Below are 24,395 nucleotides of genomic sequence, written 5' to 3' on the forward strand. Positions count from 1 at the left end.
CCTCCGCGCCCCACCCCGCAGCCGTACCCACCCTCCGCAGCCGGGCCCCACCTCCGTCCACGCCCCACCCCGCAGCCGTACCCACCCTCCGCAGCCGGGCCCCACCTCCGTCCACGCCCCACCCCGCAGCCCTGCCCACCACCCCATCCCCGCCCCGCAGCCCTGCCCGCCCACCGCATCCCCGCCGCGAAGCCATGCCCACCACCCGCAACCCATCTCAACGCCCACCCCGCGGGGCGCCCGGTCGCCGGGCGGGCGTGTCCGGTCACTCGCGGATTCGTCCCGGTCGCTGAACTTGTCCGGCTGGCTGTCACCGTTGTCTCAGCCGCCTCGATGCAGCGGTACGAGCGAGCCACTACGATCCGGCCCGCTCTCAGCGCTGTCTCCGCCGGCCGGAGACAGCTCCCTTCCACTTCGCGATCTTGACCGATTTGCCACCGCTATCGGTGGTAAGCAACTCAAGATCCCCGAAAGCCGCGACCCGGTCGCCGATCTCGCCTCAGCGCTCGCCCCAGCTGCCTTGAGGCCACGGTCCCGACCAGTCGTGGAGATCCGGCCGGTTCCCAGAGGTGTCGCCATTCACCAAAGGCAGCGGTGAGTGCCAGCTCACCAGGATCTACCTTTGGCGGGACAGCCCGCCGCGCCCGGTCGTCGGAGCCGCCTGGGGCCTGCGAGACCGCAAGGAATGCGGAAACAGCAGGGAACGCGAATCCGCAAGCAACGCGAATCCGCAGGGACCGCGAATCCGCAAGCAACGCGAATCCGCAGGGAACGCGAAACCGCAAGCAACGCGAAACCGCAAGAGCTGGCGGGACGGCCCGGCCGGGAACGGGTCGCTGGGATACCGTTCAGCGGGATCGCGGGTGGAGCAGGGCAGACGGGACGAGGCGGAAGCGGACGTGTCGGAGGCGACGGTGAACGGGACGACGGTGGCCGAAGTGCTGGCGGAGCTGGCCGCGCTGGAGGATCCGAAGGCGCGCGCCGTCAACGAGCGCCACGGCGACGACCACGGTGTCAACCTCGGCGCTCTCCGGGCCGTCGCGAAACGTCTCAAGACCCAGCAGGATCTGGCCCGCGAGCTGTGGGCGACCGGTGACACCGCGGCCCGGCTGGTGGCACTGCTGATCTGCCGTCCGAAAGCGTTCGAGCGGGACGAGCTGGACACCATGCTCCGCGAGTCCCGCACGCCGAAGGTGCACGACTGGCTGGTGAACTATGTGGTCAAGAAGGGCCCGCACGCCGAGGCCCTGCGGGTGGCCTGGATCACCGACCCGGATCCGGTGGTGGCGAGCGCCGGCTGGGCCCTGACCGTCGAGCGGGTCGCCAAGAAGCCCGACGGTCTCGACCTCGACGGCCTTCTCGACGTCATCGAGGCGGAGATGAAGGACGCCCCCGACCGCCTCCAGTGGGGGATGAACCACTGCCTGGCCCAGATCGGCATCTCGCACCCGGACCGTCGGGCGCGGGCGCTGGAGATCGGTGAGCGGCTCGAGGTCCTCAAGGACTACCCGACCCCGCCGAATTGCACGTCGCCCTACGCCCCGATCTGGATCACCGAGATGGTCCGCCGCCAGCAACCGGCCTGACAAAGACCGCCAGCAACCAGGCCGACAAGACCGCCAGCAACCAGGCCGACGAGGGCGGCAGCAACCACGCCGACGAGACCGCCAGCAACCAGGCCGACGAGGGCGGCAGCAACCACGCCGGCAAGGGCGGCAGCAACCGGCCCGGCGGTAACGAAATCCTGGGATGCGCCGCTGACCGTCACCACCCGCTCAGTGTCAGCGGCACGCTGGCGTGCCAGGCCGCCACGCACGCCGCGGAGTAGGGATAGGTCGACGCGGGCAGCTCGTCCCACCGGAACCACTCGATGCCGGCGCACTTGTGCGGCTCGGCGTTGACCGGGACCCCGTGACGCACCGGATCATGCCGGACCTCGAAGGTCAGCCCGACCCGCGCGTGCCCGGACGGTGTGCGGTGGTGGACGGTCGTGACCAGGCGTGGCTCGTCGGCGCCCAGGCGCAGCCCGACCTCCTCGGCGGACTCACGGCGCAGGGCGGTCAGCGCGTCCTCGCCGTGCTCGAGCTTGCCGGACGGAAGATTCCATTGACCGTCGGCATAGCCGGTGCCGGAGCGGAGCGCCAGCAGGACATGGTCGCCGTCGGTGAGCAGGAGGAGCACGTCGACCGGATGCGTCGGGGTCGCCCGGACCGGGCGGGCGGCGGGGAGTCGGTGCGTCGGCATGCCCGGATTCCATCACGGGGGTACGACACTCACGGAAGTCCAGCACCCGGCCGGGTGACACCCCGGTGGCGTTGACGGGACCGCACGGTCCTATCGAGACTCTGAGGATGAGAGCCCCGCTGCGGCCCGGCGACCCGGAGCGGATCGGCGACATCGACCTGGTCGAGCGGCTCGGTTCCGGCGGGATGGGCACCGTCTACCTGGGGCGGGCGCCGGGCGGGCGGCCGGTCGCGGTCAAGGTGGTGCGGCCGGAGCAGGCCGCCGACCCGCGGTTCCTGGCCCGGTTCCGTAGTGAGGTGCGCCGGGCCCGGCAGGTGCCGCCGTTCTGCACGGCCGCCGTCCTCCACGACGATCTGGAGCACGATCCGCCGTACCTCGTGGTCGAGTTCGTCGACGGCCCTAGCCTGGCCGAGGTGGTCCGGGAGAACGGGCCGTTGCCGCCGTCGGAGGCGTACGCCGTGGCCGTCGGTGTGGCCACCGCCCTGGTCGCCATCCACGGGGCCGGTGTCGTGCACCGCGATCTGAAACCGGCGAACGTGCTGCTCGCCGTCGGCCTGCCCAAGGTGATCGACTTCGGGATCGCCCGCGGCACGGATCTGAGCGCCGACCTGACCGGCCCGGACCACGTGGTCGGCACGATCGGCTACCTGGCGCCGGAGTGCCTGGACACCGGCGAGCGCGGCCGGGTGGGCCCGCCGGCGGACGTGTTCGCGTGGGGTGTCCTGGTCGGGTTCGCGGCCACCGGCCGGACCCCGTTCGGCGGGGAGTCACCGCTGGCGACGATCGGCCGGATCCTCACCCAGCCGCCCGACCTGGACGGGATTCCCGAGCCGTTGCGTGGCCTGGCCGCGTCCGCTCTGGAGAAGGACCCGGCCCGGCGCCCACCGGCGAACACCCTGCTGGAGGCGCTGCTGTCGGCGGGGCGGCCGGACATGGCGCCGGAGCTGCGGGAGGTGGCGCTGGCGGCGCAGGCCGGTAACCGCCGGGCCCGCCGCTGGGCCGGGCGGAGCCTGGTGGCCGTACTCATGGCGGGTCTTCTGACCGTGGCCGGGATTGCGCTGGCCCGCTCCTCGGACCGGGTGGAGCAGCAGGATCGCGCCCTCGTGCAACGGGATCTGCTGGACCGGTCGGCGAAGGCGCTGGACACCGATCCCGGTCTGGCGTTGCGGCTGGCGGTGAGCGCGGACGCGATCAGCCCGTCGGAGCGGGGCCGGGCCGCGATCGACGCGGCCCTGGCCACCGGCTACGAGAGTGAGCTGAGCCCGGACGAGGCCGTCTACGCCGCCGAGTTCCGGCCGGACGGCGCGATGGTGGCGGCCGCCGGTGCCGGCGACGTCGGGCTGTGGTCGGTGCGGGGCAGCCGGTTCACCCGGGTGGGCGCACTGGCCACCGCCGGGGAGGAGACGACGGATCTGTCGTTCAGCCCGGACGGGCGGACGATCGCGACGGCCGGGGCCCGGTTGCGGCTGTGGGACACGGCGGCGGCCTCTCCGGTGGCCGAGTTGACCGGGCAGGCGTGGGACGGGGTGCAGTTCAGCGGCGACCGTCTGCTCACCGTGGCCGACCGGATCGAGCTGTGGGACGTCCGGGAGCGGGCCCGGCCGCGGTCGGTGTGGAGCGCGCCGGCCGGGACCGCGACCCGGGGCGGCGCGCGTCTCAGCGCGGACGGACGGCTGCTGGCGGGGGTGGCCGAGGGTGAGCTGCTCACGGTGTGGGCGGCGGACGGCACGCCACGCCGGCTCTCGGTGATCACCGACGCCGACGCGGTGATCAACCTGGCGTTCAGCCCGGACGGGCGGCGGCTCGCGGCGGCGACGGTCAGTGACGGGGTACGGCTCTACGACCTCGGTGATCCGGCGCGGCCCCGGCTGATGTCGACGTTCGCGGCCGACGCCGGGACCATCACGTCGGTGGCGTTCGACCCGGCCGGGACACTGCTGGCGATCGGCAGCGAGCAGCGGACCGTCGCACTGTGGAGCGTCGCCGACCCGGATCGTCCGCAGCCGCTGCGGACGTTGCGCCGCGACGGCGGCTGGATCTCCTCGGTCGACTTCACCCCGGACGGGCACCGGCTGCTGACCGCCGGCTGGCAGGGCACGGCCCGGTCGGCGGCGCTGTGGCGGGTGACGCCGTTCGCGCCGGTGCGGCGGTCCCGGATCGCCGCCGACCCGGACCCGATCCGGCTGGTCGGCGTCTCCGCGACGGATGTGCTGGTGGTGACGTCCCTGGGCGGCGAGCGCGTCGAGTCGTGGGATCTGCGTGACCCGGACCGGCCGGTGCCGGCGCGGGCGGCGTTCCGGTCGGCCGGGGCGTCCCGGGTCCGGCCGGCGGCGAACCTGCTGTACGCCAACGGCGCGGTCATCGACCTGTCCGGCCCGGAGCCGCGCCGTCTGCTGGAGGGGGTGGTCGACGCCGACCCGGACCGTGGTCTGGCCGCGGTGCTGCGTGACGGCGAACGGGTGCTGATCTACCGGGTCGCGCCCGGCGCGGTACCGGAGGCGCTCACCGAGATCCCGGCCGCCTACGTGGCATCGGTCGTGTTCGACCAGGTCACCGGCCATCTGGTGATCGCCGACGACAACGGTGGCGCGGAGTCGGCGCTGACCGTCTGGGATCTGGCCGACCCGGCCGTCCCGCGACGTGTCACGGTTCTGGCCGCGCCGGGCGGGGTGCAGGCCGTCGATGCACGCGGCGGCCGGATCGTCACCGTCGACCGTAACGTCGTGACCTGGACCGGCGGGACCGTGCGTTCCGCGGCGCGGCCGGGGAACCGGGTCGCCGGGGTCGGTGCGGTCACCCTCTCCGCCGACGGCACGCTGCTCGCGATCACCGGCCGGTCCGGCACGGAGCTGTGGAGCCTGTCGGGTGATGCCGACCCGCTGCTGGTGGCGGTGCTGCCGGGGGAGCCGACGTCGGCCGCCTTCAGCCCGCGCGGGCCGCTGCTGGCGGTCGGCGACCCGGACGGCACCACGGTCTGGGACGTCAGCGCCCCGCAGATGACGCTGCGGGACCCGCGGGCCGAGGCGTGCCTGCGCCAGGGTGGCCTGACCGGGAACGAGTGGGCGGCATACGTCACGACCCTGCGTCACGAACCGGCCTGCCCCTGAATCGATCCGACCAGACTAACCTAGCGTTGGCGATCTATCACTATGCGTGGAAAATTCCGGACAAGAAGTCCCGCAAGGTTCGTCCATTTGGGACACTGCCGGACATGCCAGCGACGGATCTTGTGGTCGTCGACATCGCCGCATGGTGGGTCACCGCGGTGTTGCAGTCCGAGGGCTTCGACCGGCCCGTTCTCTTCGACGGGCGGGCACGCGCACCCAGCGGGGTGTTACAGGGGCCCGGCGCCTACACCGCCGGGATCAACGCCCTCACCACGGGGCTCGTGCAGCCGGAGGCGTACCGTCCCGACCCGATGACCCTCCTCCGGCACGGCGGCCCACCAGCCGCCGTCGCCGCGGTCCTCTCGCACGTCGCCGAGCGCAGCGGACGGCCGGCAGCGCTCACCGTCGTCACCGCCCAGGAGTGGGACCGCCCGGCCCGCGGCCGTCTCGAACAGGCCGCCGCCACCGCCGGGCTCCCCCGCCCGCGGATCGTCTCCACCGCCGTCGCGGCCGCCGCACAGGCCGGCCCGGGGCCCGTCCTGGTCTGCGTGGCCGGCGCGGCCTGGCCGGAGCTCACCGTCGTCGACGGCCAGCGGCACCTGGCCGCGTCGGCGGTCCGCGCGCCGGGTGCGCCGGCGATCGACGAGGCCCTGCTGCGGGTGGCCGCGACCCGGGGCGGCGCCGACGCCGACCCCGACGACTGGCGGCTGACCCGGGAGATCGAGCACGCCCGCGCCACTCTCGGCGTGCAGGACCGGGCCGCGATGCTGCTGCCCGAGCCGTATCAGGCGGTCGTGCTTACCCGCGACGACCTGGCCGCGGCCAAGGCGGTCCACCTGGACCGCCTGCCGGACACGGTGAAACTGCTGCTGGCCGACGCGGGTGTGGACCGGGCCCGCTCGGTGGTGCAGGTCGGCGAGGACGCCCAGGTCGGCGCGGTCCTGTCCGACCTCGGCCTGGCTCCGGCGGTCATCGTCCGCCATCCGCACGAGCTGCTGCGCGGCCTCGCCCGGACCGCGCCGCCGCCGCGGCGCCCGTGGTGGCGCCGCTGAAACAGCGCCCTACTGGAACACGATCGTGTGGTTGCCGTGCCGGATGACCCGGTCCTCGGCATGCCACAGGACGGCCCGGGAGAGGACCGCGCGCTCCACGTCGGCGCCACGGCGGCGCAGCTCGGCGACGGTGTGTGCATGGTTCACCCGGACCACGTCCTGCTCGATGATCGGGCCCTCGTCGAGGTCCTCGGTCACGTAGTGGGCGGTCGCGCCGACCAGCTTCACGCCCCGCTGCTGGGCCTTCGCGTACGGGTCGGCACCGATGAACGCCGGCAGGAAGCTGTGGTGGATGTTGATGATCGGCACGCCGACCTTCTCGATGAAGTCACCGGAGAGGATCTGCATGTAGCGGGCCAGCACGATGAAGTCGACGTTGCCGGTCAGCAGCTGCAGATGCTGCGCCTCGGCGGCCGACTTGTCCGGCCCCTGCGACGGCACGTGGAAGAACGGGATCCCGAACGAGCGCACCTCGTCGGCGGTGTGCGCGTGGTTCGAGATGACCATGCTGATGTTGATCGGCAGCTCACCGCGGCGGTTGCGCCACAGCAGGTCGAGCAGGCAGTGATCGGCCTTGGACGCGAAGATCGCCACCCGCTTCGGGACCGACAGGTCCCGCACCGTGTACTCCAGATCGAACCCGTCGGCCAGCTCCTGCCGCAGGTCCGCCTCGATCGCCGGGAGCGCCGCCTTCAGATCCGGCCGGCCGAAGACGGTGCGCTGGAAGAACGCGCCACCCTGCGGATTGTCCGAGTACTGGTCGAGGGACACGATGTTCGCCCCGTGCCGCCCGAGAATCGCACTGAGGGCCGCCACGATCCCGGTCCGGTCGCGCCCGTGCACGATGAGCACGGCCTGGTCGCCGGGGCCCGGCTGCGTCTCGTTCCCGGCGGGGGCGTGCTGGGTCAGGGTCACGTCGAGGCGTCCTTCCGCAATTCGTCTACAGGCCACCGAAGTCTAGAAACCTAACCCGCCCGGTCCGCGGAAGGTCACCCGGCGAGGCAAGCATCACCCCGAGATCAAAACCTTCAGGTGGTACGGCCGGCGTCCGTCACCGGCCGGGCAGATACCCGTCGGCCTTGCTGACCACGTCATGGATCGCCTGGCGGGGGTCGGCGCCGAGGCTGGCGATCGCCACGAGTGCGGTGAACACGACATCGGCCAGCTCGTTCACCACGTCGTCGGTGGTGTGGGTGACGCCCTTGCGGGGGTTCTGACCGAGAACGCCGATCCACGCCTGGGTCGCCTCGCCCGCCTCCTCGGTCACCTTCATGATCCGGCAGGCGATCTCAAGCGGGTCGCTGCCGTTCTGCTCGTCGAGGAATCCCCGCCACCGGCGGGCGGCATCCCAGATCACGTCGTCCATACGAGTCCTCATAGAGTGGCCTGATGTCACGGTTCGGGGCTTCCGCCGCCTCACCTCGGGCGCCCATCGTGCCCGACGCGCTTCCGGAGGTTCTCTTCGACCTGGAGTCGGAGGATCTGCACGAGAAGGTGATGTTCGCCGGCGCCGACCTGTCCGGCGTGTTCGCCCAGTCGGTCGAGTTCGCGCAGGTCCGTTTCCGGTCAGCGCGCCTGGCCGGGGCGACCCTGCCGAAGGTGCGGCTCACCGACTGCGCGGTCGAGCGCTGCGACTGGTCGAACGTGCGGGCCGAGAACGCGACGATGGAACGGGTCGCGATCACCGGCTGCCGGATGACCGGCCTGGCCTGGAACGGCGGGCTGCTCCGGGACGTGACCGTCACCGACGGCAAGCTCGACCTGACGAACTGGCGGATGGCCCGCTTCGACGCCGTGGCCCTGACCGGTTGCAACCTGTCCGGCGCCGACTTCGGCAACGCGGACCTGCGCGGCGCCCGCTTCACCGACTGCGACCTGACCGGCGCCCAGTTCAGCGGAGCGACCATGCAGGGCGCCCGTTTCGAGCGCTGCGACCTGTCCGGCATCGGCGGCATCACGAGCTGGACGGGAGCGATCGTCCACCCGGACGACCTGATCGGCCTCTCCTACGTGCTGGCCGGTGCCCTCGGCATCGTCGTCAAGAGCTGACCGCGATGTCCGGCGGCCCGCGCCCGCCCGCTGGCGGCTGTTCCAGCGCCTGATCGCCGCGCCCCCAACCGCGCCGACACCAGGACACCCCGGATCCTCGCCGGCCGGTCCTCCTCCGCGCATGCTCCCTCCGGACAGCGCGGCGTTCGCGGCCTGCCGGCGGCTCAACAGCCGCCGCAACGATCTGGCCCATCTGCGGCGCGGTGACCGTGACGAGGAGTTCCGCACCGCCCACGCGGATCTCGTCACGCTGCTGGAGAACGCCATGTTCCTGTGCGATCTGCTGCGCCCGTTCCTGATCGGCGGCATGTGCCATTGCACGCACTGGTCGACGTTCCACGTGGACGGGACACCGCCGGGCGCGGACGTCCGGCTGAAGAGCCTCGAACACGGGCACACCATGTCCCACCCGGGGCTACGGGAGGCGCTGGCGGTCGTCGGCCTGCTCTGAGCGGGGATCAGGCCAGGCCGGCCTCGCGGGCCAGGATGGCGGCCTGGACGCGGGAGGAACAGCCGAGTTTCGCCAGGACGCGGGAGACGTGGGTCTTCGCGGTGGCCTCGGTGATGGCCAGGTCGGCGGCCAGGTCGGCGTTGGACAGTCCGCGGCCCAGACCGGCGAGGACGTCGCGTTCCCGGCCGGTCAGCCCACTCAGGGACGGCGGATCCTGCGCGGGGCGCGGCGCGGCACTGACGAACGCGGTGAGCAGCCGGCGGGTCACCTCGGGGGCGAGGAAGCCGTCACCGGCGGCGACCCGGCGGACCGCCTCGACCAGCGCGGACGGCTCGACCGACTTGAGCAGGAACCCGGCCGCCCCGGCCCGCAGCGCGCCGAACAGGTAGTCGTCGAGGTCGAACGTGGTCAGGATCAGCACGTCGGCCAGGCCCGCCGCGGTGATCTCCCTGGTGGCCTGGATCCCGTCGGTCCCGGGCATCCGGATGTCCATCAGCACCACGTCCGGCCGCAGCGCGCTCGCCTGGCGGACCGCGACCGCACCGTCGGCGGCCTCCCCCACCACCTCGATGTCCTCGGCCTGTTCCAACATCAGCCGCATGCCGGCCCGGATCGCGGCATGATCGTCGGCAACGAGTACCCGGATCATGCGGCACCGCCCTGAAGACCGGCGCGGAGGAGACAACCGGCGCGGATCATGCGGCACCGCCCCGAAGACCGGCGCGGAGGAGACAACCGGCGCGGATCATGCGGCACCGCCCCGAAAACCGGCGCCGAGGAGACAACCGGCGCGGATCATGCGGCACCCAGCGGCAGCGTCGCGTGGACCCGCCAGCGGTCGCCGTCCCGGCCGGCGGTCAGCTCGCCGCCGAGCAGGGCGGCCCGTTCCCGGATGGACCACAGCCCGGTGCCCGCGCTCAGCGCCCGATGGTCGAGGCTAGCCCTGGTCAGGGTGTTCGTGACGGTCACGGTGACCCGGCTGCCGGCGCGGTGCACGTCCAGCCCCACGTCGGAGCCGGGCGCGTGTTTGCCGGCGTTGGTGAGCGCCTCCCGGACGATGCCGTAGACGGTGTGCGCCACCACCACCGGGATGCCGGGGACGTCACCGGTCCGCACCGCGACGTGCAGCCCACCGGCGGTCGCGGCGGCCACCAGGTCGGGCAGCCGGTCCAGGCCACCGGGCAGCACCGGGTCACCGCCGGGGGCGGAGTCGGCCCGTAGCAAAAGGATCATCGAGCGCATCTCCTCGAGGGCGGCGAGACTACTGGTCCGGACCGCTTGCAGGGCGGCACGGTCCCGGCCGGTGTCCGGCGGCATGGCCAGGGCGGCGCCGGAGTGCATGGCGGTGGTGGCGAGGTGTGCGGCGATCACGTCGTGCAGGTCGCGGGCCATCGCAGCACGTTCGGCGCCGACGGCCTCGCGGGCGATGCGTTCCGCGTCGAGGGCCCCGATCTGCTGCTGCTGGCGGATGTTGGCGGCCCACCACAGCGGCACGAACAGCACCGAGGTCAGCTGGATGAAGATGAACACGGCGATCCGGATCTCGCCGACGGCCAGCCCGCCGACCACGCTGGCCGTGCCGACCAGGACGAACACGGCGGTGGTGACCGCCGCCCGGGCCCGCGCCGACGCGAACCGGCCGACCGCGAACAGCAGGTCGAACATCACCAGGATGAACGCGATGCTGCCGCCGATCGCCAGGTCGACGGCGAACACGCAGATCCCGGCGCCGAGCGCGATCATCGGCCGGCGGCGGCCGCCCAGCATGGCCAGGCACCCGGCGGCGAGTGGCAGCAGGTGCCAGCTCTCCGGCACGTCGTAGTGCGGGATGGACCAGACGTCGGTCAGCCCGACGACGTCGAGCAGCACCCCGGCGGCGAATGTGCCGACGGCCGGCGCCCAGTCCTTCCGCCAGAGCTCACGCACCTTCACGACGCCATCCCATCACGCCGGTGATCGCGGCGGCGTCATTCCAAAGTCGTACGCGGCCGCGCATCCTTCGGCCGACGCGCCCGGCCGCCGGGCCGGGCATCGTGACAACCATGGATGCCACCCTGCTGGCCTCGCTGGCCGTCCTCGCGCTGATCGACTCGACCAGCTTCGGGACCCTGCTGATCCCGATCTGGCTGCTGCTCCACCCGGGTCCGGTGCGTTCCGGTCGCATTCTGATCTTTCTGGGTACGGTCGCCGCCTTCTACTTCGCACTCGGCCTGATCGTCACCCTCAGCGCCGGCGCCCTGTTCCCGCAGATCACCGCCCTGCTCGCCACCCGCCCGGTGCAGTGGTCGCAGCTGGTGCTCGGGGTCGCCCTGTTCTTCTGGAGTTTCGTGATGGGCCGTAACCGGAAGCCGTCCGGGGAGGGCCGTCTGCACCGCTGGCGGGAGCGGGCCCTCAACGACGAGGGTGGCGCGCTGCCGCTGGCCGGGCTGGCGCTGACGGCCGCCGCCGTGGAGGTGGGGTCGATGCTGCCGTACATTGCCGCGATCGGCCTGATCACCACGGCCGCGCTGTCGCCGGCCACGGTCGGGGTGACGCTCGCCGGTTACTGCCTGGTGATGATCACGCCGGCGCTCGTGCTGCTGGCCGGGCGGCTGACCGCCGGGAAGCGTCTCGACCCGCTGCTCACCAGGGTCAGCACGTGGATGTCCAACAGCGAGACGATCGCCTGGATCGTCGGGATCGTCGGTTTCCTCCTGGCCCGGGATGCCGCCGCCAAACTGATGCTCATCGGGGGCTGAAATTGTAGCGGGGTAATCACACAAAGACGTCGACAGTCCATTTTGAAGATGACGATCATGACCTATAGCATGATCGCGTCGTTACGGCTCCCGGACGCGGGAAACCGTTGCCGCACTGCCTTTGCATGCAGGCGTCCAGGTGCGGTTTCCCACGCGTTTCCGGAGGTCATCGTGGCCTGGTTCGTCAGCCAGTCGCTCGTCTTCATCCTGCTCGCATTCGCTCTCGGTGTCATTGCCGGACGCCTTTCCGTGTGGCCCGCCAAAAAAGCGCCGGAACCGGTCGTGGAAATCGACGACGAATTGGAGAGGATCGAGGGGATCGGCCCGGCCATGGCGAATGCGCTCCGGGCCGCCGGGATCCGCACCTTCGAGCAACTGGCCACGTCCGATGACGACGCCAAGCGCGACGCGATCAGGGCGGCCGGGCTCAGTTTCGCGCCCAGCCTGGCCACGTGGAGCCGCCAGGCACGGCTGCTCGCCGACGGCGACGAGGCGGCGTTCGAGGAACTCACCGCCCGCCTGATCGCCGGCCGCGACACGATCACCCCGACGGCCGACAAGCCACGACCGAGGCCGAGGCCGCGCCCGGTAGGAAACAAAGCCGATACCGAGGCCGGCACCGACGGCGACGCGAAGGCCGGGAACGACACGAAGGCCGGCACCCGATGAGCCGCGCCGTCAGCCGCTGGATCGCCGGCCTGGCCGTCCTTCTCGGACTGGCCGCGATCGTCACCGCCCAGCTCGGCCCCAACCGTCACCGGATCGAGGACGACCTGACCCGGCGCGCCACCGCCGCCCTGGCCGCCGCGGGACAGAGCAACGTGTCGGTCTCGTTCACCGGCCGGGACGGCCTGGTCACCACCTCCGAGGCGGACTCCGGCCGGGCCCGGGCCGCCGTCGAGGCCGTCACCGGGGTGCGTGCCGTCGACACCCGCGTGATCCCGGCCGGGGTGCTCCCACCTGCCGGAGCCCCGGCCGCCCCCGAGAAACTGCTGGCCATGACCGAGAACGTCAAGGCCACACTCGACCTCTTCGTGCTCGGCGAGCAGCTCTCCGCCGTACCCCCGCTGCGTTTCGGCACTGGCGGTGCCGAACTGACCACCGCGTCGCGCGGCAGCCTCCGCAAGGTGGCGGCCCTGCTCGCGGACCATCCGGACGCCCGGATCCGGATCGACGGCCACACCGACGCGCGGGGTTCGAAGGCCACGAACCTCGAGCTCAGCCGCGAACGCGCGGAGGCGGTCCGATCGGCGTTGCGGGAGTTCGGGGTGGCCGCCGACCGGATGACCGCGACCGGTCACGGCGAGGCCCGCCCGGCGGTGCCGAACGACACCGCCGAGCATCGGGCCACGAACCGCCGCGTCGAGCTGTCCGTGGCCTGACCCCGCCACCCACGGCGAAGAGCCGGGCCGGGAGACGGCTCAGGAGACGGCCAGGATGTTCTCCGCCGTCCGCGACGCCAGCGCCATGATCGTGATCATCGGGTTGGTGCCGGACGGCGTCGGGAACGCCGAGGCGTCGCCGATCCACACGCCGGGCGTGTCGTGCAGTTCGCCGCGCGGATCGGCCACACTGGTCGCCGGGTCGAGGCCCATCCGGCAGCTGCCCATCTGGTGCGCGGAGAACAGCGTCATCCCCCCGGCCTGCAACGGCACCCGTTTGACCTGCTCGATGTAGGACTCCAGGTTCTCGCCCTCGGCCCACGCCCCGAGCCCGCGGGCGAAGACCTGGATCCGCCGCGCCCCGGCGGCCCGGTGCAGGTGGATCTGCGCCTCCAGCGCCCGGTGCGTGGCGCGGATGTCGCGTTCGTCGGTGAGGTCGTACCAGGCGACGGTGTCACCGGCCGGGTCGAGGGTGACCCGCCCGTGCCCGCGGTCGCGGATGAGCCCGATGAACGACCCGTAGTTGCGGTAGCCGGCCATCGCCTCCTTGTGCGCGGCGGGTGAGGTGAACGGCACCGACGAGGCGCCGAGGCCGGTCGCGTACTGCACGCTCTCCATCAGGAAGCCGTAGCCGTCGTCGACCTCGGCGAACTCGTTGACGAGCCCGGCCTGCGGCGGCCCCCACCAGCCGCGCATGTCGTCGCCGTAGTCACCCATGGTGACGGTGCACGGGTGCAGACGCAGGTACTGCCCGGTGGCCGGCCCGCCGATCCCGGAGCGCAGCAGTACCCCGGGCGATTCGAGGGCACCGGCCGCGACGACGACGACCGGCGCACGGACCGTGACGGTGGCCTGGGATCCGGTCCGTCCGACCACACCGGCGGCGCGCCCGTTCTCGACGAGGATCCGGTCCACCCGGCAGTCGTCGATCAGCCGCGCGCCGTGGTCGAGGACCGCCGGCTCCAGGTAGACCTTGAGCGTCGACTGTTTGGCCCCGGACGGGTCACCGTAGCCGAGGTGACCGGCGACCGCGGCGTCATGGCGTTTCTCGTCCCAGTTGCGGAAGATCGTGGCGAACGACCAGCCCAGCGCTTCCGCACCGCGGGCCATCGCCTCGTGGATCCGGTTGAACTCCGAGCACCGGTCGGTGACCGAGAGCTCCCGCCACACCGTGTCGAGGTGACGGTCGAAGGCACCGGTCGCCACGTCGGTGAGCCCGTGCTCGGTGGCCCACTGCCGCCGTACCCCATCCCTGGTCTTCAGGCAGTTGGTCCAGTTGATCACCGTGCCTCCGCCGACGCCGGCGCCCGCCACCAGCGTGATGTTGCCGTCGGCGGAGGGTGCCGGGCCGCCGCGCCAGTAGGACGCCTGGTAGGCGGCGAGTTCCAGTTGGTGGAAGTCGGCCTCGGTGCGGTGCCGGCCGGCCTCCACGACGACGACCCGCAGACCCGCGGCGGCGAGCCGGCCGGCGATCAGTCCGCCTCCGGCGCCGGATCCGATCACCACGGCGTCGGCGTCCAGGTCCTGGTCCCCGTCGATTCCCAGAGCGGCGACGGTACGGCCACCCGGCGCCGTGACAGCCGCGGGCCCGGGATATCCGAGCCGGCTCCAGTTGGCGTTGCGCCCGTCCGGCCCGGTCAGGCCGTACGTCATGAACAGGATCATGGTGATCAGTGGCCCGGTCTCCGGGATCGCCTGGAGCAGCTGCTCGCGGGCCGCCTGGGGCGCGGTGGTGAAGCCGTTGGCGGCGAGCGCGTCGAAGAGGGCGCCGAGGCCCTCCTGATGATCGGCCGGCAGGCCCGCGATCAGGGCGAGGACTCCCTGATCGGCGCCGGTGTCGGTGGCGGTACGGGTCCAGAAGCCGTCGTGGTCGTCGGGGTGTGGGATCGAGGGAACCACGGTGTCGCAGAGCAGTCGAAGAACGTTTACCTGTTCCGGAGTGAGCACGTCCCGGTCCTCCTGCTTCGGTGGAGAAGTGCCCACAATGTAAATCGGGATTCGCACTTTGCGGGAGTCCCCTTCCTGCCGATCATGCTGCTCGGGGACCGTGCGACGATGGGCCGGTGGAACTCTCGGTCTCGATTTCCGACGGTGTGGCCCTGCTCGAGATGCGGCGTCCGCCGGCCAATCACTTCGATGAGGCGCTGATCGGGCAGGTCGTCGACGCGGCGACGGGTCTCGATGACGACCCGGCGTGCAGGGTGATCGTGCTCGCCTCGGAGGGACGGCATTTCTGTGCCGGGGCCGATTTCGGGGGCGGTGATTTCGCGCGCGATCACGTGGTGGCGGCGGAGCGGCTCTACCGGCGGGCGGCGGAGCTGTTCGACGTGCGGACCCCGATGGTCGCGGCAGTGCAGGGCACCGCGGTCGGTGGTGGTCTCGGGCTGGCCTGCGCCGCCGATTTCCGGGTCGCCGAGGCGTCCACCCGGTTCGTGGCGAACTTCGCACGGCTCGGGTTCCACCAGGGGTTCGGCACGAGCGTCACGCTGCCGGAGATCGTCGGGCGGCAGGCGGCGGCCGACATGCTGCTGACCGGCCGCCGGGTCGGCGGCGAGGAGGCGCTGCGCATCGGGCTGGCCGACCGTCTGGCCGAGCCGGGCACGTTGCGGGAGACGGCTTTCGCGCTGGCCGGGGAGATCGCGGCGTCGGCGCCGCTGGCGGTCCGCTCGATCCGGGCGACGCTGCGGGCCGGCCTGGCGTCGCGGGTGCGCGAGGCCCTCGACCACGAGCTGGCCGAGCAGAAGGTGCACTGGGCGACGGCGGACAGCGCCGAGGGGATCGCCGCGAGCCTGGAACGCCGTACGCCCACCTTCCGGGGCATCTGACGGCCACCTGGCGGTCTCCTGACCGAAACAAAGATGCAACCACTGCAAGAACTTGCAAAGGCATCGACACTCACTAAGCTGATGCTGCCTGCTCCACAGAGGAGGCTCCGGCTGGTTCACGCTGTTCAGCCGGATCATCGTCACTTCGGGAGAGCTATGCGCTCTGTCAGCAAGTTCTTGCTCGCCCTGCTCGTCGGGCTGGCCGGCGTTCTGGCGGCCGCCGGCCCGGCCTCGGCGTCCCCGCCCCCGCCCACCGACCTCGGCGGGCTCGACCTGGGCGCCTACTGCCGGTCCATCGGATATGCCGACGCGACCCTGACCGGGTCGACCGCGTACGACTGGCACTGCGTCAGCGCCGGCGGGCAGCAGGGTGACCTCGCCTTCGACGCGGCCTGCCGGTGGACGTACTCCTCCGACCACGCCGTCGACCGGATCGGCGACTTCTACGACGCGACGTCGGTGCGCTGCTGGCTGGTGCAGCCGGACGTGGTCACCCCCGACTTCGCCGAGTACTGCACGGGCAAGGGCTACAGCGACGCCGCCCTGCTGGGCACGACCGTCTACGACTGGCACTGCGTCCAGTACAGCCGGGCCGGCCCGACGTACTACGACATCGACATCGCCACGGCGTGCACCACGCTCACCCACGGTTACGCCAAGCTGGACCGGTTCGTGAACTTCCACGACGCGTCCACCTGGCAGTGCCGGGTCTGATTCAGGCCCGATAGGCGCGGGTCTCGGTGGCCTTCACCGCCACCCAGACCTCGCGCCCGGGCGACAGGTCCAGTTGGGCGGCGGCGGCCGGCGTGATGTCGGCCGCCACGCTCACCGGCCCGTCCAGCCGGACCCGCAGAGCGTCCCCATGATGCTGGACATCGGCGAGGACCGCCGGCCAGGTGTTGCGCGGGCTGCCGTCCGGACGGCTCGGATGCAACGCGACAGCGGACGGCGGAAACGCCACGAAAGCGTCCCCGTCCACCGTGTCGGTGCTGGTCAGCGCGAAATCGTCGGCGATCGTCACGGTGTGACCGTCGCCGCGTCCCCGGTACAGGTTGAGACCGACGAGCCGGGCCACGTAGTCGGTGCGCGGCCGCGCGGTGATCGTCGCGGCGCCACCCTCCTGCACCACCCGGCCGTGCTCGACGATGACCAGCCGGTCGGCGAGCACGAGCGCGTCGAGCGGATCATGGGTGACCAGCAGCGTCGCACCCGGATGAGCCGACAGGTGCCGGCGCAGCTCACCACGGGTCTCCAGCCGGGTCCGTGCGTCGAGAGCGGCCAGCGGCTCGTCGAGCAGCAGCAGCACCGGATCGACGGCCAGCGCCCGGGCCAGCGCCACCCGCTGCGCCTGCCCGCCGGACAGATGGCGGGGCTTGCGGCGGCTGTAGTCGATCAGCCCGACCCGGTCCAGCCAGCGATCGGCGACGGCATGCGCGGCCCGGCGGTCCATCCCGTGCCGGCGCGGGCCGAACGCCACGTTGTCACGGGCGCTGAGATGCGGAAACAACAGATAGTCCTGGAAGACGACACCGGTCGGGCGCTGCTCCGGTGGCACGTCACGGAGGTCCCGGCCGTCGAGGACCAGGTGGCCGTCGTCGAGGGGCGCGAGCCCGGCGAGCGCCCGCAGCGCGGTCGTCTTGCCTGCCCCGTTCGGCCCGAGCAGCGCGACCGTCTCCCCCGGCGCGATCCGCAGCTCGATGTCCAGCAGGAACGTGCCCCGGCGGACCACCAGGCGGGCGTCCAGAAGCGCGCTCACGGCGCGGTCAGCCAGCGGTCACGCAACCCGGCCAGAATCGCGACCGACACGACCAGCAGGATCAGGCTCAACACGACCGCCCCCTCCAGGTCACCGCTCTCCATCGTCTGATAGACGGCCAGCGGCATCGTCTGCGTGATGCCCGGATAGTTTCCCGCGAACGTGATCGTCGCCCCGAACTCCCCCAGCGCCCGCGCCCAGCACAGCACCGCACCGGCCGCGATCCCCGGCGCCACCAGCGGCAACGTCACATGGGTGAAAGTGGTCCAGCGGGTCGACCCGAGCGTCGCGGCCGCCTCCTCGAACCGGCTGTCGGCGCCGCGCAGCGCCCCCTCGACCGCGATCACCAGGAACGGCAGCGCCACGAACGACTCGGCGATCACCACCCCGGCGGTCGTGAACGGCAGCGTGATCCCGAACGTCGTGTCCAGCCACTGCCCGACCAGCCCGCGCCGGCCCAGCGCCAGCAGCAGCGCGATGCCACCGACGACCGGCGGCAGCACCAGCGGCACGGTGATCAGCGCCCGCACGAGACGCCGGCCCGGGAACGTCACCCGGGCCAGCATCCACGCCAACGGCACGCCCAGAACCAGGCACAACACCGTCGCCAGCGTCGACGTCACCAGCGACAGCCGCAGCGCCTCGACGACCTCCGGCTCAGCGAGCCGAGCCGGCAGCGTCGACCACGGCGTGCGCGCCAGCAGCCCGATCAGCGGCAGGATCAGGAACAACAGGCCCAAAACCGCAGGCACCAGCAGGGGTACGGGTACACGCGCCGTTTTCATGATCCTCAAAGTGTTCCTCAGTGCCTGCGCCCGGCGCGCCCGCCCCGCCGTCCACCCTCGGGGCGCCGGAACCGGCCCCGGTCGGCAACGTCGTCCCGCCCCACTGTCAGGGCGCCTGGAACCCGGCTTCGGTCAGCACCTTCGTCCCGTCCGCCGACAGCACGTACGCGATGAACGCCTGGGCGCCCGCCGCGTTCTTCGCGGTCCGCAGCGCGACGATCGGGTAGTCGTTGATCGCCTTCGCCGACTCGGGGAACTCGACCGCGTCCACGTCGGCGACGGCCGCCTTCGCGTCGGTGCGGTAGACCAGCGCCGCGTCGACCTCACCCAGCTTCAGCTTGGACAGCGCCGCCTTCACATCCTGCTCCAGCGTGACCGGGGTGACCTTGAGACCGGCCGCCTCGATCGCCGTCCTCGCGGCCGCGCCACACGGGACGGCCTCCGCGCACAGCGCCACCTTGAGGTCGGGTTTCGTCAGGTCGGACAGACCGGCGACGCCCTTCGGGTTGCCCTTGGCGACCGCGATGACCAACTGGTTCTTCACAAACGTGGTCGGGCTGCCCTCACTGTTGCCGGCGTCGACGACGACCGCCAGATTCTTCGGGGAGGCGGAGGCGAACACGTCGGCCGGCGCGCCCTCGTTGATCTGCGTGGCCAGGGCCGAACTGCCGGCGAAATTGAACGCGACGGTCGTCCCCGGGTAGGCGGACTCGAACTGCTTGCCGATGGTGGTGAACGACTCGGTCAGCGACGCCGCGGCGAAGACGGTGATCGACCCCGTCACCGCACTGCCGGAACTCGCCGCCCCGGGCGCGTCGGCACCGTCCCCACCGCCGCATCCGGCGAGCGCGATCAGGGCCGCGAGCCCGATGGCCACAATCCTCAACTGGACCTCCCCTTATGTGCCACCGTGGGATGCGAACGCTCCACCACGACGGTGGTCGATTTGATCACTGCCACGGCGACCGAGCCGACCTGCAGGTCCAGCTCGTCGACGGCTTCCCGGCTCATCAGCGACACCAGCCGGAACGGCCCGGCCTGAATGTCCACCTGAGCCATGACGGTGTCCTTGACCACGGCGGTGACGATCCCCCGGAGCCGGTTGCGCGCCGACGACTCGTCGGCCCGGTCATCCGGATCGTTGCCCTTGGCCCGCACGAACCCGGCCAGCTCCACCCCGTCGATCACGCGGTGACCGGCCTCGTCACGCCCCGCGGGCAGCCGACCGGCGTCGATCCACCGGCGCACGGTGTCAGCACTGACCCCGAGCAACTCCGCAGCCTCACCGATCCGAAACTCCGTCACGCCAAGACCCTACCGCCTCCGCATCTGCGGCCACAGTCAACCTTGAGCGCTCGCAGATTCGTCCACTATCCGCTGTAGGGCCCGCACTTGCACGAAGCGATCAGGTGCTACCGGACCGCCGGCCGACCGTCGAGGCCGCCACTCCGCCGCCCCACCTCCGACCAGGCCCGCCCCACCCGGGCCACGAAAGTCGGGGCCGCCGTTCCGGTGGGCAGTCGCCCACAAACGGCAGGACGGCGGCATCTCCCGCAGATCTTGCGCGACTCATCACCGAAGGCGGTGGTCGAGCGCCACAAACGGCAAGAGACCGCGGCACCTCCCGCAGATCTTGCGCGACTGACCACCGGAAGCGGTGGTGAGTCGCGCAAGATCTGCTCAGGCACGGCGGCCGGAGTCGGCGCGGTCGGCGCGGGCTACGCGGTCGGCGCGGGCTACGCGGTCGGCGCGGGCTACGCGGGCTACGCGGTCGGGGCCGGCTGCGGGAGGGCGGCTACCAGGCGTTCCACCTGGGCGCGGATCTCGGGGACGGCGGTGGCCTCCCAGGACCGACCGCGGCGGAGGGGGCCGACCAGCCACAGTCCGGGGCTGATCCGGCCGTTCGGGTCCGCGTCCAGCCCCAGGCCGTGCGGGCCGGTCTCGACGAGGCCGTCGGTGAGCAGGCCGGTGAGCAGCGGGCCGGCCGAGGACGGCAGCGGGCCGGGGCCGGTGCAGGAGATCACCGCGGCGTACCTGCGTGGGGGCTCGCCCTCGATCCGGACCAGCAGGCCACCGCGCGGGTCGGGGTCGACCGAGAGCAGACGGCCGGAACGGACCCGCAGCGTGCCCTGCTCGCGGAGCTTCCTGACGCGGGCGGCGACCGGCGGTGCCATCCGATGCCGGTGCACCTCCCAGTACCGCTGCACATGCCGCAGGAACCTCTCCTGCGCGGCCGGGTTCAGCCCGTTCCACAGCCGGTCCGCGTTGTGCCGGACATACTCCACGACCGCGGTCCAGTCGGCCCCATCGGCGATGGCGGCGCGGACACGGCGCAGCAGCGGCCCGACCTCGGCCGCCTCCGGCAGCGCGAGATCAACGGCGGGCGCGGGTCGCTGCGGGTGGGTCTGCGGCAGGAGTCCGCGGCGAGAGAGAGCCTCCACCTGTACGCCACGCGCCTGCTCGTTCAACGTCAACGCCACGTCGATCGCCGTCAGCCCGGTACCGAGCAACAACACTCCGCCCACCACGTCCCGGCCCGGGTCACCGGCGGCAGGATCACGCCCCGAGGCGACGGCAGTACCGGACGAGCGCGCCGACTCCGAGGCGGCCGACGCCGGGACAGAGGCGGCCGCGGTGGAGGTTACCGGGACGGAGGCGGCCGAGGCGCGGGCGACCCCAGCGGCCGAGGTCGGGACGGAGGTGGCCGGGGCCGGGGCCGGGGCGGAGGTGGCCGGGGCCGGGGCGGAGGCGGCCGGGGCGGAGGTGGTTGCGGCGTGGGCTGCGGCCAAGGCTCGATCGAGGGCGCCCGGAGCCCACGGGTCGGCGACGAAGGCGGAGTGGCGGAGGGCGGCCTCGGTGACGGCGGACGGTGGGCGGGGCGGTGGGTTACCGAGGGCGAGGATCACCTGGTCGGCGTGGATGTGGCAGCCGTTGGCGTCGGTGATGGTCCAGCCGGCCTGCTCCCGGCGTACCCCGATGGCTGTTGATCGGTGATGCACGAGCCGGGAGCCGGCCGCGGACGCCGCGGTGGCGAAATGGTCGGCCAGATAGTCGCCGAACCAGGCGCGCGGCAGGAAGGTCGCCGCGTCGGCCGGAAGGCCGCGGGCGCGGCACCAGCGCAGCAGATGCTGGGGGTCGGTGGCGTCGGCGGACATGTTCGCGACGCGGGAGTTGAGGAGGTGCCAGGGCTCGGCGGCCCCGTAGGCGACACCCCGGCCGGGCCGATCCGCAGGGGCAATGAGAACTGTCCGCCATGCGGGATTTTGCGTTATCGCGGCTGCGGTGAGCGCCCCGCTGAACCCACCGCCGATGATCGCGACAGTGTTCCGAGCTCGTCCGGTTGCTGCGGCCGTGACCGTATTGCGTGCAACGATGCTGGTCATTGCGTTGCCACCTCGGTCGCCGGCCGCTCGGTACAGCAACAGTGCATCGGTTCCTCCCGCGGTTCGCTTCCCGATCAAGCAAACCACATAACCCGTCGGCTTTATAGGCTATACGGCGCGAATTCAGTTGTTAACTTTTCCGCCCTTCCCCACACCGTCCATCGTGGATATGGTGATCACCGCCTTTGGCACTACGGGGGGTAATCAGAGCGCAACAAACAGATACCCCCTTCCCCTCATCCGGAAGGACAGTTCGTCTTGTCTGAGACTCCGTTGTGGCTGCAGGGCCGGTCGGCCGTCATCGAGGCCGCGGATCCGTCGGAATTCCGGCACGGCACGCCCGACTACCACCTGTCACACATCGTGATGCCCGGCCAGCGCACCACCGAGCACGCGCCCGGTTCGCTGGAGGCGATCGTCGAGTCGATCGTGCAAGTCTTCGAGATGGAGGTCTCGCACAAGAAGGACCCCGCGACCTGGGTCTCGATGGTCTCCGAGAAGTTCCGCACCAACATCAACGGCGGTGGCTGGGCGTCCGCGCAGGACATCGCCGACCAGGGCAGCTACAACGTGCTCATCGGTGACAGCCCGTTCTACCGGGTCGGCAAGGAGTCGTTCGACAGCCAGCACGACATCTTCCACGGCGCGTTCCCCAACGGGTTCTACTGGGAGGTCCTCCAGGTCCTCAGCCCGCCGCCGGTGATCGCGTTCAAGTGGCGGCACTGGGGCGCCTTCGAAGGCGAGTACCACGGCCACCAGCCGACCGGTAAGACCATCGAGATGTTCGGCATGAGCGTCGCCAAGGTCGACGACGACCTGAAACTCCTCGAGGTCGAGCACTACTACGACCCGAACGCGTTCCTCGGCACCCTCACCCGCGGCTGCCCGGTCGCGCACTGACGTTCCCGGTCCGGCCCGCCAGCCACTCCAGCACCTGGGTGACGTGGCGGGCCGGCTCGCCGATCGGGTGGAACACGTGCTCGATCAGCCCGCCCGCCACGACCAGCGTCAACCGCTGGTAGAGGGTCATCCCGCCGGCCTCGAAGGTGGGCAGGCCGAGCGCGTCGGCCACGGTCAGACGAGGATCGGCGAGCATGGCGTACGGCAGCCGCAACCGGTGCACGACCTCCCGCTGGTAGGCACGGGACTGTGCGGACAGGCCGAACACACGGGCCACTCCCGCCTCCCGAAGTTCGCCCAGCCGGTCACGGAAGTCGCAGGCCTCGGCCGTGCAGCCGCGGGCGCCGGGGATCGTGTCCCACCCGTCCGGCATGTCACCGTCCGGCCGCCCCGTCATCGGGTAGACGAAGACGATCGTGCGGCCGTCACCGAGCCGGTCCAGGCGGGGCCGCCGCCCGTCGGTCGCGGCCAGCACCGATCCGGGCATCGGCTCGCCCCGCAGTGTCGCCGGATCAGTCCGGCGCAACGATTCCCGGCCGATGCCCCGGTGCGTCGCCATCCGGGCGGTCGCCTTGACCAGGCTCGCGCGCAGGCCGTCCCGCTGCTCGGTCAGCCGGGCGATCCGCTCGTCCAGGTCCACGATCGCCCGCCGATACCCGGCCAGCGCGGCCGGACACTCGTCGGCCTCGTCACCGCCTCCGGCCAGGCACTCCACGAACGGGCGCGTCTGCTCGACGCTCAGCCCCAGCCCGGTCAGTGCCCGGATCCGCTCGACCTGCCGCACGGCCACCGGCTCGTACACCCGATAGCCGTTCGGCTCCCGCCCCGGCACGACCAGTCCGGCCGCCTCGTAGTAGCGCAGAGCCCGCACCGTCGCGCCGGTCGCCGCCATCAGTTCACCCACTCGCACGGCGACGACGCTAAACCCGCACCCATGGGTCCGGGTCAAGCCCGTTGACCGACCTCTCTACCGTCCGAAGAATGACCGGCATCCTCCTCCTCATCGGCGGAACCGTCCTCGTCCTCATCATCGTCATCGTCATCGCCGCGACGGTCCTGGTCCGGCGCAGCAGGGCGAACCACTCCCCGGACCGCGACGAACTGCTGCGGCGGGCCAGGCAGGCCTCCGGAAAGATCAACCGCGAGAACGAGCGGAACCGGCGCGGCTCTCTGCGGGGCGGCGGCCTCGGAGGCGACTCCACTCCGATGGACTAGACCAGTGGGAGTGGGGCGGTGGGCTTGGTGAGGCCGAAGGCGAAAGTGGTCTGGATGGAGGCCAGCGCCGGGATCGTGCGCAACCGGGTGCGGACGAACGTCTCGTAGGAGGCGAACGAGTCGATGGCGACCTTCAGGAGGTAGTCCTGGTCGCCGGCCAGGAGGTAGGCCTCGACGATCTCCGGGACGCCGCGGATCTCGGATTCGACGCGTTCGACCACGTCCTGACCGTGGGTCTCCAGGGTGATGCGGACGAACGCGGTGATCGGCAACCCGACCGCCTCCTGGTCGACGACCGCCCGGTAACCGGCGATCACCCCGGCCTCCTCCAGGATCCGGACGCGGCGCAGGCAGGGTGACGGGGACAGGCCGACCCGGTCGGCGAGGTCCTGGTTGCTGAGGCGGCCGTCACGCTGCAACTCCAGCAGGATCCGGTGGTCGATCTCGTCCATGGCTTTCACGTAGCAGATTCTGCCAAAAGGAGGGGCCTGCGAGCACGAATTGGCAA

At 71.8% G+C, this 24,395-nt stretch carries 26 protein-coding genes; 12 read left to right on the forward strand and 14 right to left on the reverse strand.

The window, feature by feature from the left end; all coding sequences use genetic code 11:
* Positions 1–929: 929 nt before the first annotated feature.
* Entirely contained in the window at positions 930–1,586 is a 657-nt protein-coding gene (locus tag ACFO0C_RS48115) for a DNA alkylation repair protein (RefSeq protein ID WP_378073675.1), read from the forward strand.
* Here the strand turns inward: ACFO0C_RS48115 and ACFO0C_RS48120 are convergent.
* Both ACFO0C_RS48120 and ACFO0C_RS48125 read right to left on the reverse strand, forming a co-directional pair.
* The gene (locus tag ACFO0C_RS48120) at positions 1,535–1,771 is read right to left on the reverse strand and encodes a hypothetical protein (RefSeq protein WP_378073621.1); all 237 of its coding nucleotides are present in this window, start codon (positions 1,769–1,771) and stop codon (positions 1,535–1,537) included. The genes ACFO0C_RS48115 and ACFO0C_RS48120 overlap by 52 nt on opposite strands.
* Positions 1,765–2,244 (reverse strand): NUDIX domain-containing protein, encoded by a 480-nt coding sequence (locus ACFO0C_RS48125; protein ID WP_378073623.1) that lies wholly within the window; start codon positions 2,242–2,244, stop codon positions 1,765–1,767. The genes ACFO0C_RS48120 and ACFO0C_RS48125 overlap by 7 nt, the downstream gene beginning before the upstream one ends.
* Positions 2,245–2,351: 107 nt before the next feature.
* Between ACFO0C_RS48125 and ACFO0C_RS48130 the strand changes: the two genes are divergently transcribed.
* On the forward strand, positions 2,352–5,351 hold the full coding sequence (locus ACFO0C_RS48130) for a WD40 repeat domain-containing serine/threonine-protein kinase (RefSeq protein ID WP_378073625.1): 3,000 nt from the start codon (positions 2,352–2,354) through the stop codon (positions 5,349–5,351).
* A gap of 104 nt (positions 5,352–5,455) precedes the next feature.
* Positions 5,456–6,403, forward strand: a complete 948-nt coding sequence (locus tag ACFO0C_RS48135) for a hypothetical protein (protein WP_378073626.1) — start codon at positions 5,456–5,458, stop codon at positions 6,401–6,403.
* A gap of 9 nt (positions 6,404–6,412) precedes the next feature.
* Here ACFO0C_RS48135 and purU read toward each other — a convergent pair whose 3' ends face one another.
* Together purU and ACFO0C_RS48145 are read right to left on the reverse strand one after the other, a co-directional pair.
* The gene (purU, locus tag ACFO0C_RS48140; protein ID WP_378073627.1) at positions 6,413–7,318 is read right to left on the reverse strand and encodes a formyltetrahydrofolate deformylase; all 906 of its coding nucleotides are present in this window, start codon (positions 7,316–7,318) and stop codon (positions 6,413–6,415) included.
* 136 nt (positions 7,319–7,454) lie between these two features.
* Positions 7,455–7,769, reverse strand: coding sequence for a MazG-like family protein (locus ACFO0C_RS48145; RefSeq protein WP_378073628.1), 315 nt, complete (start codon positions 7,767–7,769; stop codon positions 7,455–7,457).
* Positions 7,770–7,792: 23 nt separating this feature from the next.
* Here ACFO0C_RS48145 and ACFO0C_RS48150 point away from each other — a divergent pair, with 23 nt between their 5' ends.
* Together ACFO0C_RS48150 and ACFO0C_RS48155 are read left to right on the forward strand one after the other, a co-directional pair.
* A complete protein-coding gene (locus tag ACFO0C_RS48150) occupies positions 7,793–8,452 on the forward strand; it encodes a pentapeptide repeat-containing protein (RefSeq protein ID WP_378073629.1) in 660 nt (219 codons plus the stop codon).
* Positions 8,453–8,573: 121 nt separating this feature from the next.
* Positions 8,574–8,903: a hypothetical protein gene (locus tag ACFO0C_RS48155; protein ID WP_378073630.1), complete on the forward strand. Its 330-nt coding sequence runs from the start codon at positions 8,574–8,576 to the stop codon at positions 8,901–8,903.
* Positions 8,904–8,910: 7 nt separating this feature from the next.
* On the opposite strand, the gene ACFO0C_RS48160 is transcribed toward ACFO0C_RS48155, so the two are convergent.
* The gene (locus ACFO0C_RS48160; protein WP_378073632.1) at positions 8,911–9,552 is read right to left on the reverse strand and encodes a response regulator; all 642 of its coding nucleotides are present in this window, start codon (positions 9,550–9,552) and stop codon (positions 8,911–8,913) included.
* A 146-nt stretch (positions 9,553–9,698) separates the two neighbouring features.
* Complete coding sequence (locus ACFO0C_RS48165) at positions 9,699–10,835, reverse strand: sensor histidine kinase (RefSeq protein ID WP_378073634.1); 1,137 nt, start codon at positions 10,833–10,835, stop codon at positions 9,699–9,701.
* Positions 10,836–10,945: 110 nt separating this feature from the next.
* Here ACFO0C_RS48165 and ACFO0C_RS48170 point away from each other — a divergent pair, with 110 nt between their 5' ends.
* The 3 genes from ACFO0C_RS48170 to ACFO0C_RS48180 all read left to right on the forward strand — a co-directional run bounded on the left by ACFO0C_RS48170 (position 10,946) and on the right by ACFO0C_RS48180 (position 13,023).
* The gene (locus ACFO0C_RS48170) at positions 10,946–11,641 is read left to right on the forward strand and encodes a GAP family protein (RefSeq protein WP_378073635.1); all 696 of its coding nucleotides are present in this window, start codon (positions 10,946–10,948) and stop codon (positions 11,639–11,641) included.
* Positions 11,642–11,812: 171 nt separating this feature from the next.
* Positions 11,813–12,310: a helix-hairpin-helix domain-containing protein gene (locus ACFO0C_RS48175; protein WP_378073637.1), complete on the forward strand. Its 498-nt coding sequence runs from the start codon at positions 11,813–11,815 to the stop codon at positions 12,308–12,310.
* Positions 12,307–13,023, forward strand: a complete 717-nt coding sequence (locus ACFO0C_RS48180; RefSeq protein WP_378073638.1) for an OmpA family protein — start codon at positions 12,307–12,309, stop codon at positions 13,021–13,023. The genes ACFO0C_RS48175 and ACFO0C_RS48180 overlap by 4 nt, the downstream gene beginning before the upstream one ends.
* A 39-nt stretch (positions 13,024–13,062) precedes the next feature.
* Here the strand turns inward: ACFO0C_RS48180 and ACFO0C_RS48185 are convergent, their stop codons facing one another.
* Entirely contained in the window at positions 13,063–14,970 is a 1,908-nt protein-coding gene (locus ACFO0C_RS48185) for a GMC family oxidoreductase N-terminal domain-containing protein (RefSeq protein ID WP_378073640.1), read from the reverse strand.
* Positions 14,971–15,086: 116 nt separating this feature from the next.
* Here ACFO0C_RS48185 and ACFO0C_RS48190 point away from each other — a divergent pair, with 116 nt between their 5' ends.
* Together ACFO0C_RS48190 and ACFO0C_RS48195 are read left to right on the forward strand one after the other, a co-directional pair.
* The gene (locus ACFO0C_RS48190) at positions 15,087–15,848 is read left to right on the forward strand and encodes an enoyl-CoA hydratase/isomerase family protein (protein WP_378073642.1); all 762 of its coding nucleotides are present in this window, start codon (positions 15,087–15,089) and stop codon (positions 15,846–15,848) included.
* Positions 15,849–16,004: 156 nt separating this feature from the next.
* Entirely contained in the window at positions 16,005–16,562 is a 558-nt protein-coding gene (locus tag ACFO0C_RS48195; protein ID WP_378073644.1) for a hypothetical protein, read from the forward strand.
* A 1-nt stretch (position 16,563) separates the two neighbouring features.
* On the opposite strand, the gene ACFO0C_RS48200 is transcribed toward ACFO0C_RS48195, so the two are convergent.
* The 5 genes from ACFO0C_RS48200 to ACFO0C_RS48220 all read right to left on the reverse strand — a co-directional run bounded on the left by ACFO0C_RS48200 (position 16,564) and on the right by ACFO0C_RS48220 (position 21,772).
* Positions 16,564–17,604 carry an ABC transporter ATP-binding protein gene (locus tag ACFO0C_RS48200; RefSeq protein ID WP_378073645.1) on the reverse strand — a complete coding sequence of 347 codons (1,041 nt, stop codon included), beginning with the start codon at positions 17,602–17,604 and terminating at the stop codon, positions 16,564–16,566.
* The gene (locus tag ACFO0C_RS48205) at positions 17,601–18,389 is read right to left on the reverse strand and encodes an ABC transporter permease (RefSeq protein WP_378073646.1); all 789 of its coding nucleotides are present in this window, start codon (positions 18,387–18,389) and stop codon (positions 17,601–17,603) included. The genes ACFO0C_RS48200 and ACFO0C_RS48205 overlap by 4 nt, the downstream gene beginning before the upstream one ends.
* A gap of 106 nt (positions 18,390–18,495) precedes the next feature.
* On the reverse strand, positions 18,496–19,275 hold the full coding sequence (gene modA, locus ACFO0C_RS48210; RefSeq protein WP_378073647.1) for a molybdate ABC transporter substrate-binding protein: 780 nt from the start codon (positions 19,273–19,275) through the stop codon (positions 18,496–18,498).
* Positions 19,272–19,694, reverse strand: a complete 423-nt coding sequence (locus tag ACFO0C_RS48215; RefSeq protein WP_378073649.1) for a TOBE domain-containing protein — start codon at positions 19,692–19,694, stop codon at positions 19,272–19,274. The genes modA and ACFO0C_RS48215 overlap by 4 nt, the downstream gene beginning before the upstream one ends.
* A 458-nt stretch (positions 19,695–20,152) precedes the next feature.
* Positions 20,153–21,772, reverse strand: a complete 1,620-nt coding sequence (locus ACFO0C_RS48220) for an FAD/NAD(P)-binding protein (protein WP_378073650.1) — start codon at positions 21,770–21,772, stop codon at positions 20,153–20,155.
* A 258-nt stretch (positions 21,773–22,030) separates the two neighbouring features.
* On the opposite strand from ACFO0C_RS48220, the gene ACFO0C_RS48225 reads away from it, so the two are divergent.
* Positions 22,031–22,672 (forward strand): SnoaL-like polyketide cyclase, encoded by a 642-nt coding sequence (locus ACFO0C_RS48225; RefSeq protein ID WP_378073652.1) that lies wholly within the window; start codon positions 22,031–22,033, stop codon positions 22,670–22,672.
* On the opposite strand, the gene ACFO0C_RS48230 is transcribed toward ACFO0C_RS48225, so the two are convergent.
* Positions 22,644–23,582: a MerR family transcriptional regulator gene (locus ACFO0C_RS48230; RefSeq protein ID WP_378073653.1), complete on the reverse strand. Its 939-nt coding sequence runs from the start codon at positions 23,580–23,582 to the stop codon at positions 22,644–22,646. The two genes, ACFO0C_RS48225 and ACFO0C_RS48230, sit on opposite strands and share 29 nt — an antisense overlap.
* A gap of 71 nt (positions 23,583–23,653) precedes the next feature.
* Between ACFO0C_RS48230 and ACFO0C_RS48235 the strand changes: the two genes are divergently transcribed.
* Positions 23,654–23,887, forward strand: coding sequence for a hypothetical protein (locus tag ACFO0C_RS48235; RefSeq protein ID WP_378073655.1), 234 nt, complete (start codon positions 23,654–23,656; stop codon positions 23,885–23,887).
* Here the strand turns inward: ACFO0C_RS48235 and ACFO0C_RS48240 are convergent.
* Positions 23,884–24,339 carry an Lrp/AsnC family transcriptional regulator gene (locus ACFO0C_RS48240; protein WP_378073677.1) on the reverse strand — a complete coding sequence of 152 codons (456 nt, stop codon included), beginning with the start codon at positions 24,337–24,339 and terminating at the stop codon, positions 23,884–23,886. The genes ACFO0C_RS48235 and ACFO0C_RS48240 overlap by 4 nt on opposite strands.
* Positions 24,340–24,395 lie beyond the last annotated feature (56 nt).

It is taken from the genome of Actinoplanes subglobosus (genome assembly GCF_042650585.1).
Taxonomy (GTDB): Bacteria; Actinomycetota; Actinomycetes; order Mycobacteriales; family Micromonosporaceae; genus Actinoplanes; species Actinoplanes subglobosus.

Bases quoted from the DNA above. Each gene is read 5' to 3' on its own strand.
- ACFO0C_RS48150 (WP_378073629.1), top strand. From the start codon at position 7,793: ATGTCACGGTTCGGGGCTTCCGCCGCCTCACCTCGGGCGCCCATCGTG.
- ACFO0C_RS48130 (WP_378073625.1), top strand. From the start codon at position 2,352: ATGAGAGCCCCGCTGCGGCCCGGCGACCCGGAGCGGATCGGCGACATC.
- ACFO0C_RS48155 (WP_378073630.1), top strand. From the start codon at position 8,574: ATGCTCCCTCCGGACAGCGCGGCGTTCGCGGCCTGCCGGCGGCTCAAC.
- ACFO0C_RS48160 (WP_378073632.1), bottom strand. From the start codon at position 9,552: ATGATCCGGGTACTCGTTGCCGACGATCATGCCGCGATCCGGGCCGGC.
- ACFO0C_RS48125 (WP_378073623.1), bottom strand. From the start codon at position 2,244: ATGCCGACGCACCGACTCCCCGCCGCCCGCCCGGTCCGGGCGACCCCG.
- ACFO0C_RS48235 (WP_378073655.1), top strand. From the start codon at position 23,654: ATGACCGGCATCCTCCTCCTCATCGGCGGAACCGTCCTCGTCCTCATC.
- ACFO0C_RS48240 (WP_378073677.1), bottom strand. From the start codon at position 24,339: ATGGACGAGATCGACCACCGGATCCTGCTGGAGTTGCAGCGTGACGGC.
- ACFO0C_RS48180 (WP_378073638.1), top strand. From the start codon at position 12,307: ATGAGCCGCGCCGTCAGCCGCTGGATCGCCGGCCTGGCCGTCCTTCTC.
- ACFO0C_RS48170 (WP_378073635.1), top strand. From the start codon at position 10,946: ATGGATGCCACCCTGCTGGCCTCGCTGGCCGTCCTCGCGCTGATCGAC.
- ACFO0C_RS48220 (WP_378073650.1), bottom strand. From the start codon at position 21,772: ATGACCAGCATCGTTGCACGCAATACGGTCACGGCCGCAGCAACCGGA.
- ACFO0C_RS48195 (WP_378073644.1), top strand. From the start codon at position 16,005: ATGCGCTCTGTCAGCAAGTTCTTGCTCGCCCTGCTCGTCGGGCTGGCC.
- ACFO0C_RS48145 (WP_378073628.1), bottom strand. From the start codon at position 7,769: ATGGACGACGTGATCTGGGATGCCGCCCGCCGGTGGCGGGGATTCCTC.
- ACFO0C_RS48205 (WP_378073646.1), bottom strand. From the start codon at position 18,389: ATGAAAACGGCGCGTGTACCCGTACCCCTGCTGGTGCCTGCGGTTTTG.
- ACFO0C_RS48135 (WP_378073626.1), top strand. From the start codon at position 5,456: ATGCCAGCGACGGATCTTGTGGTCGTCGACATCGCCGCATGGTGGGTC.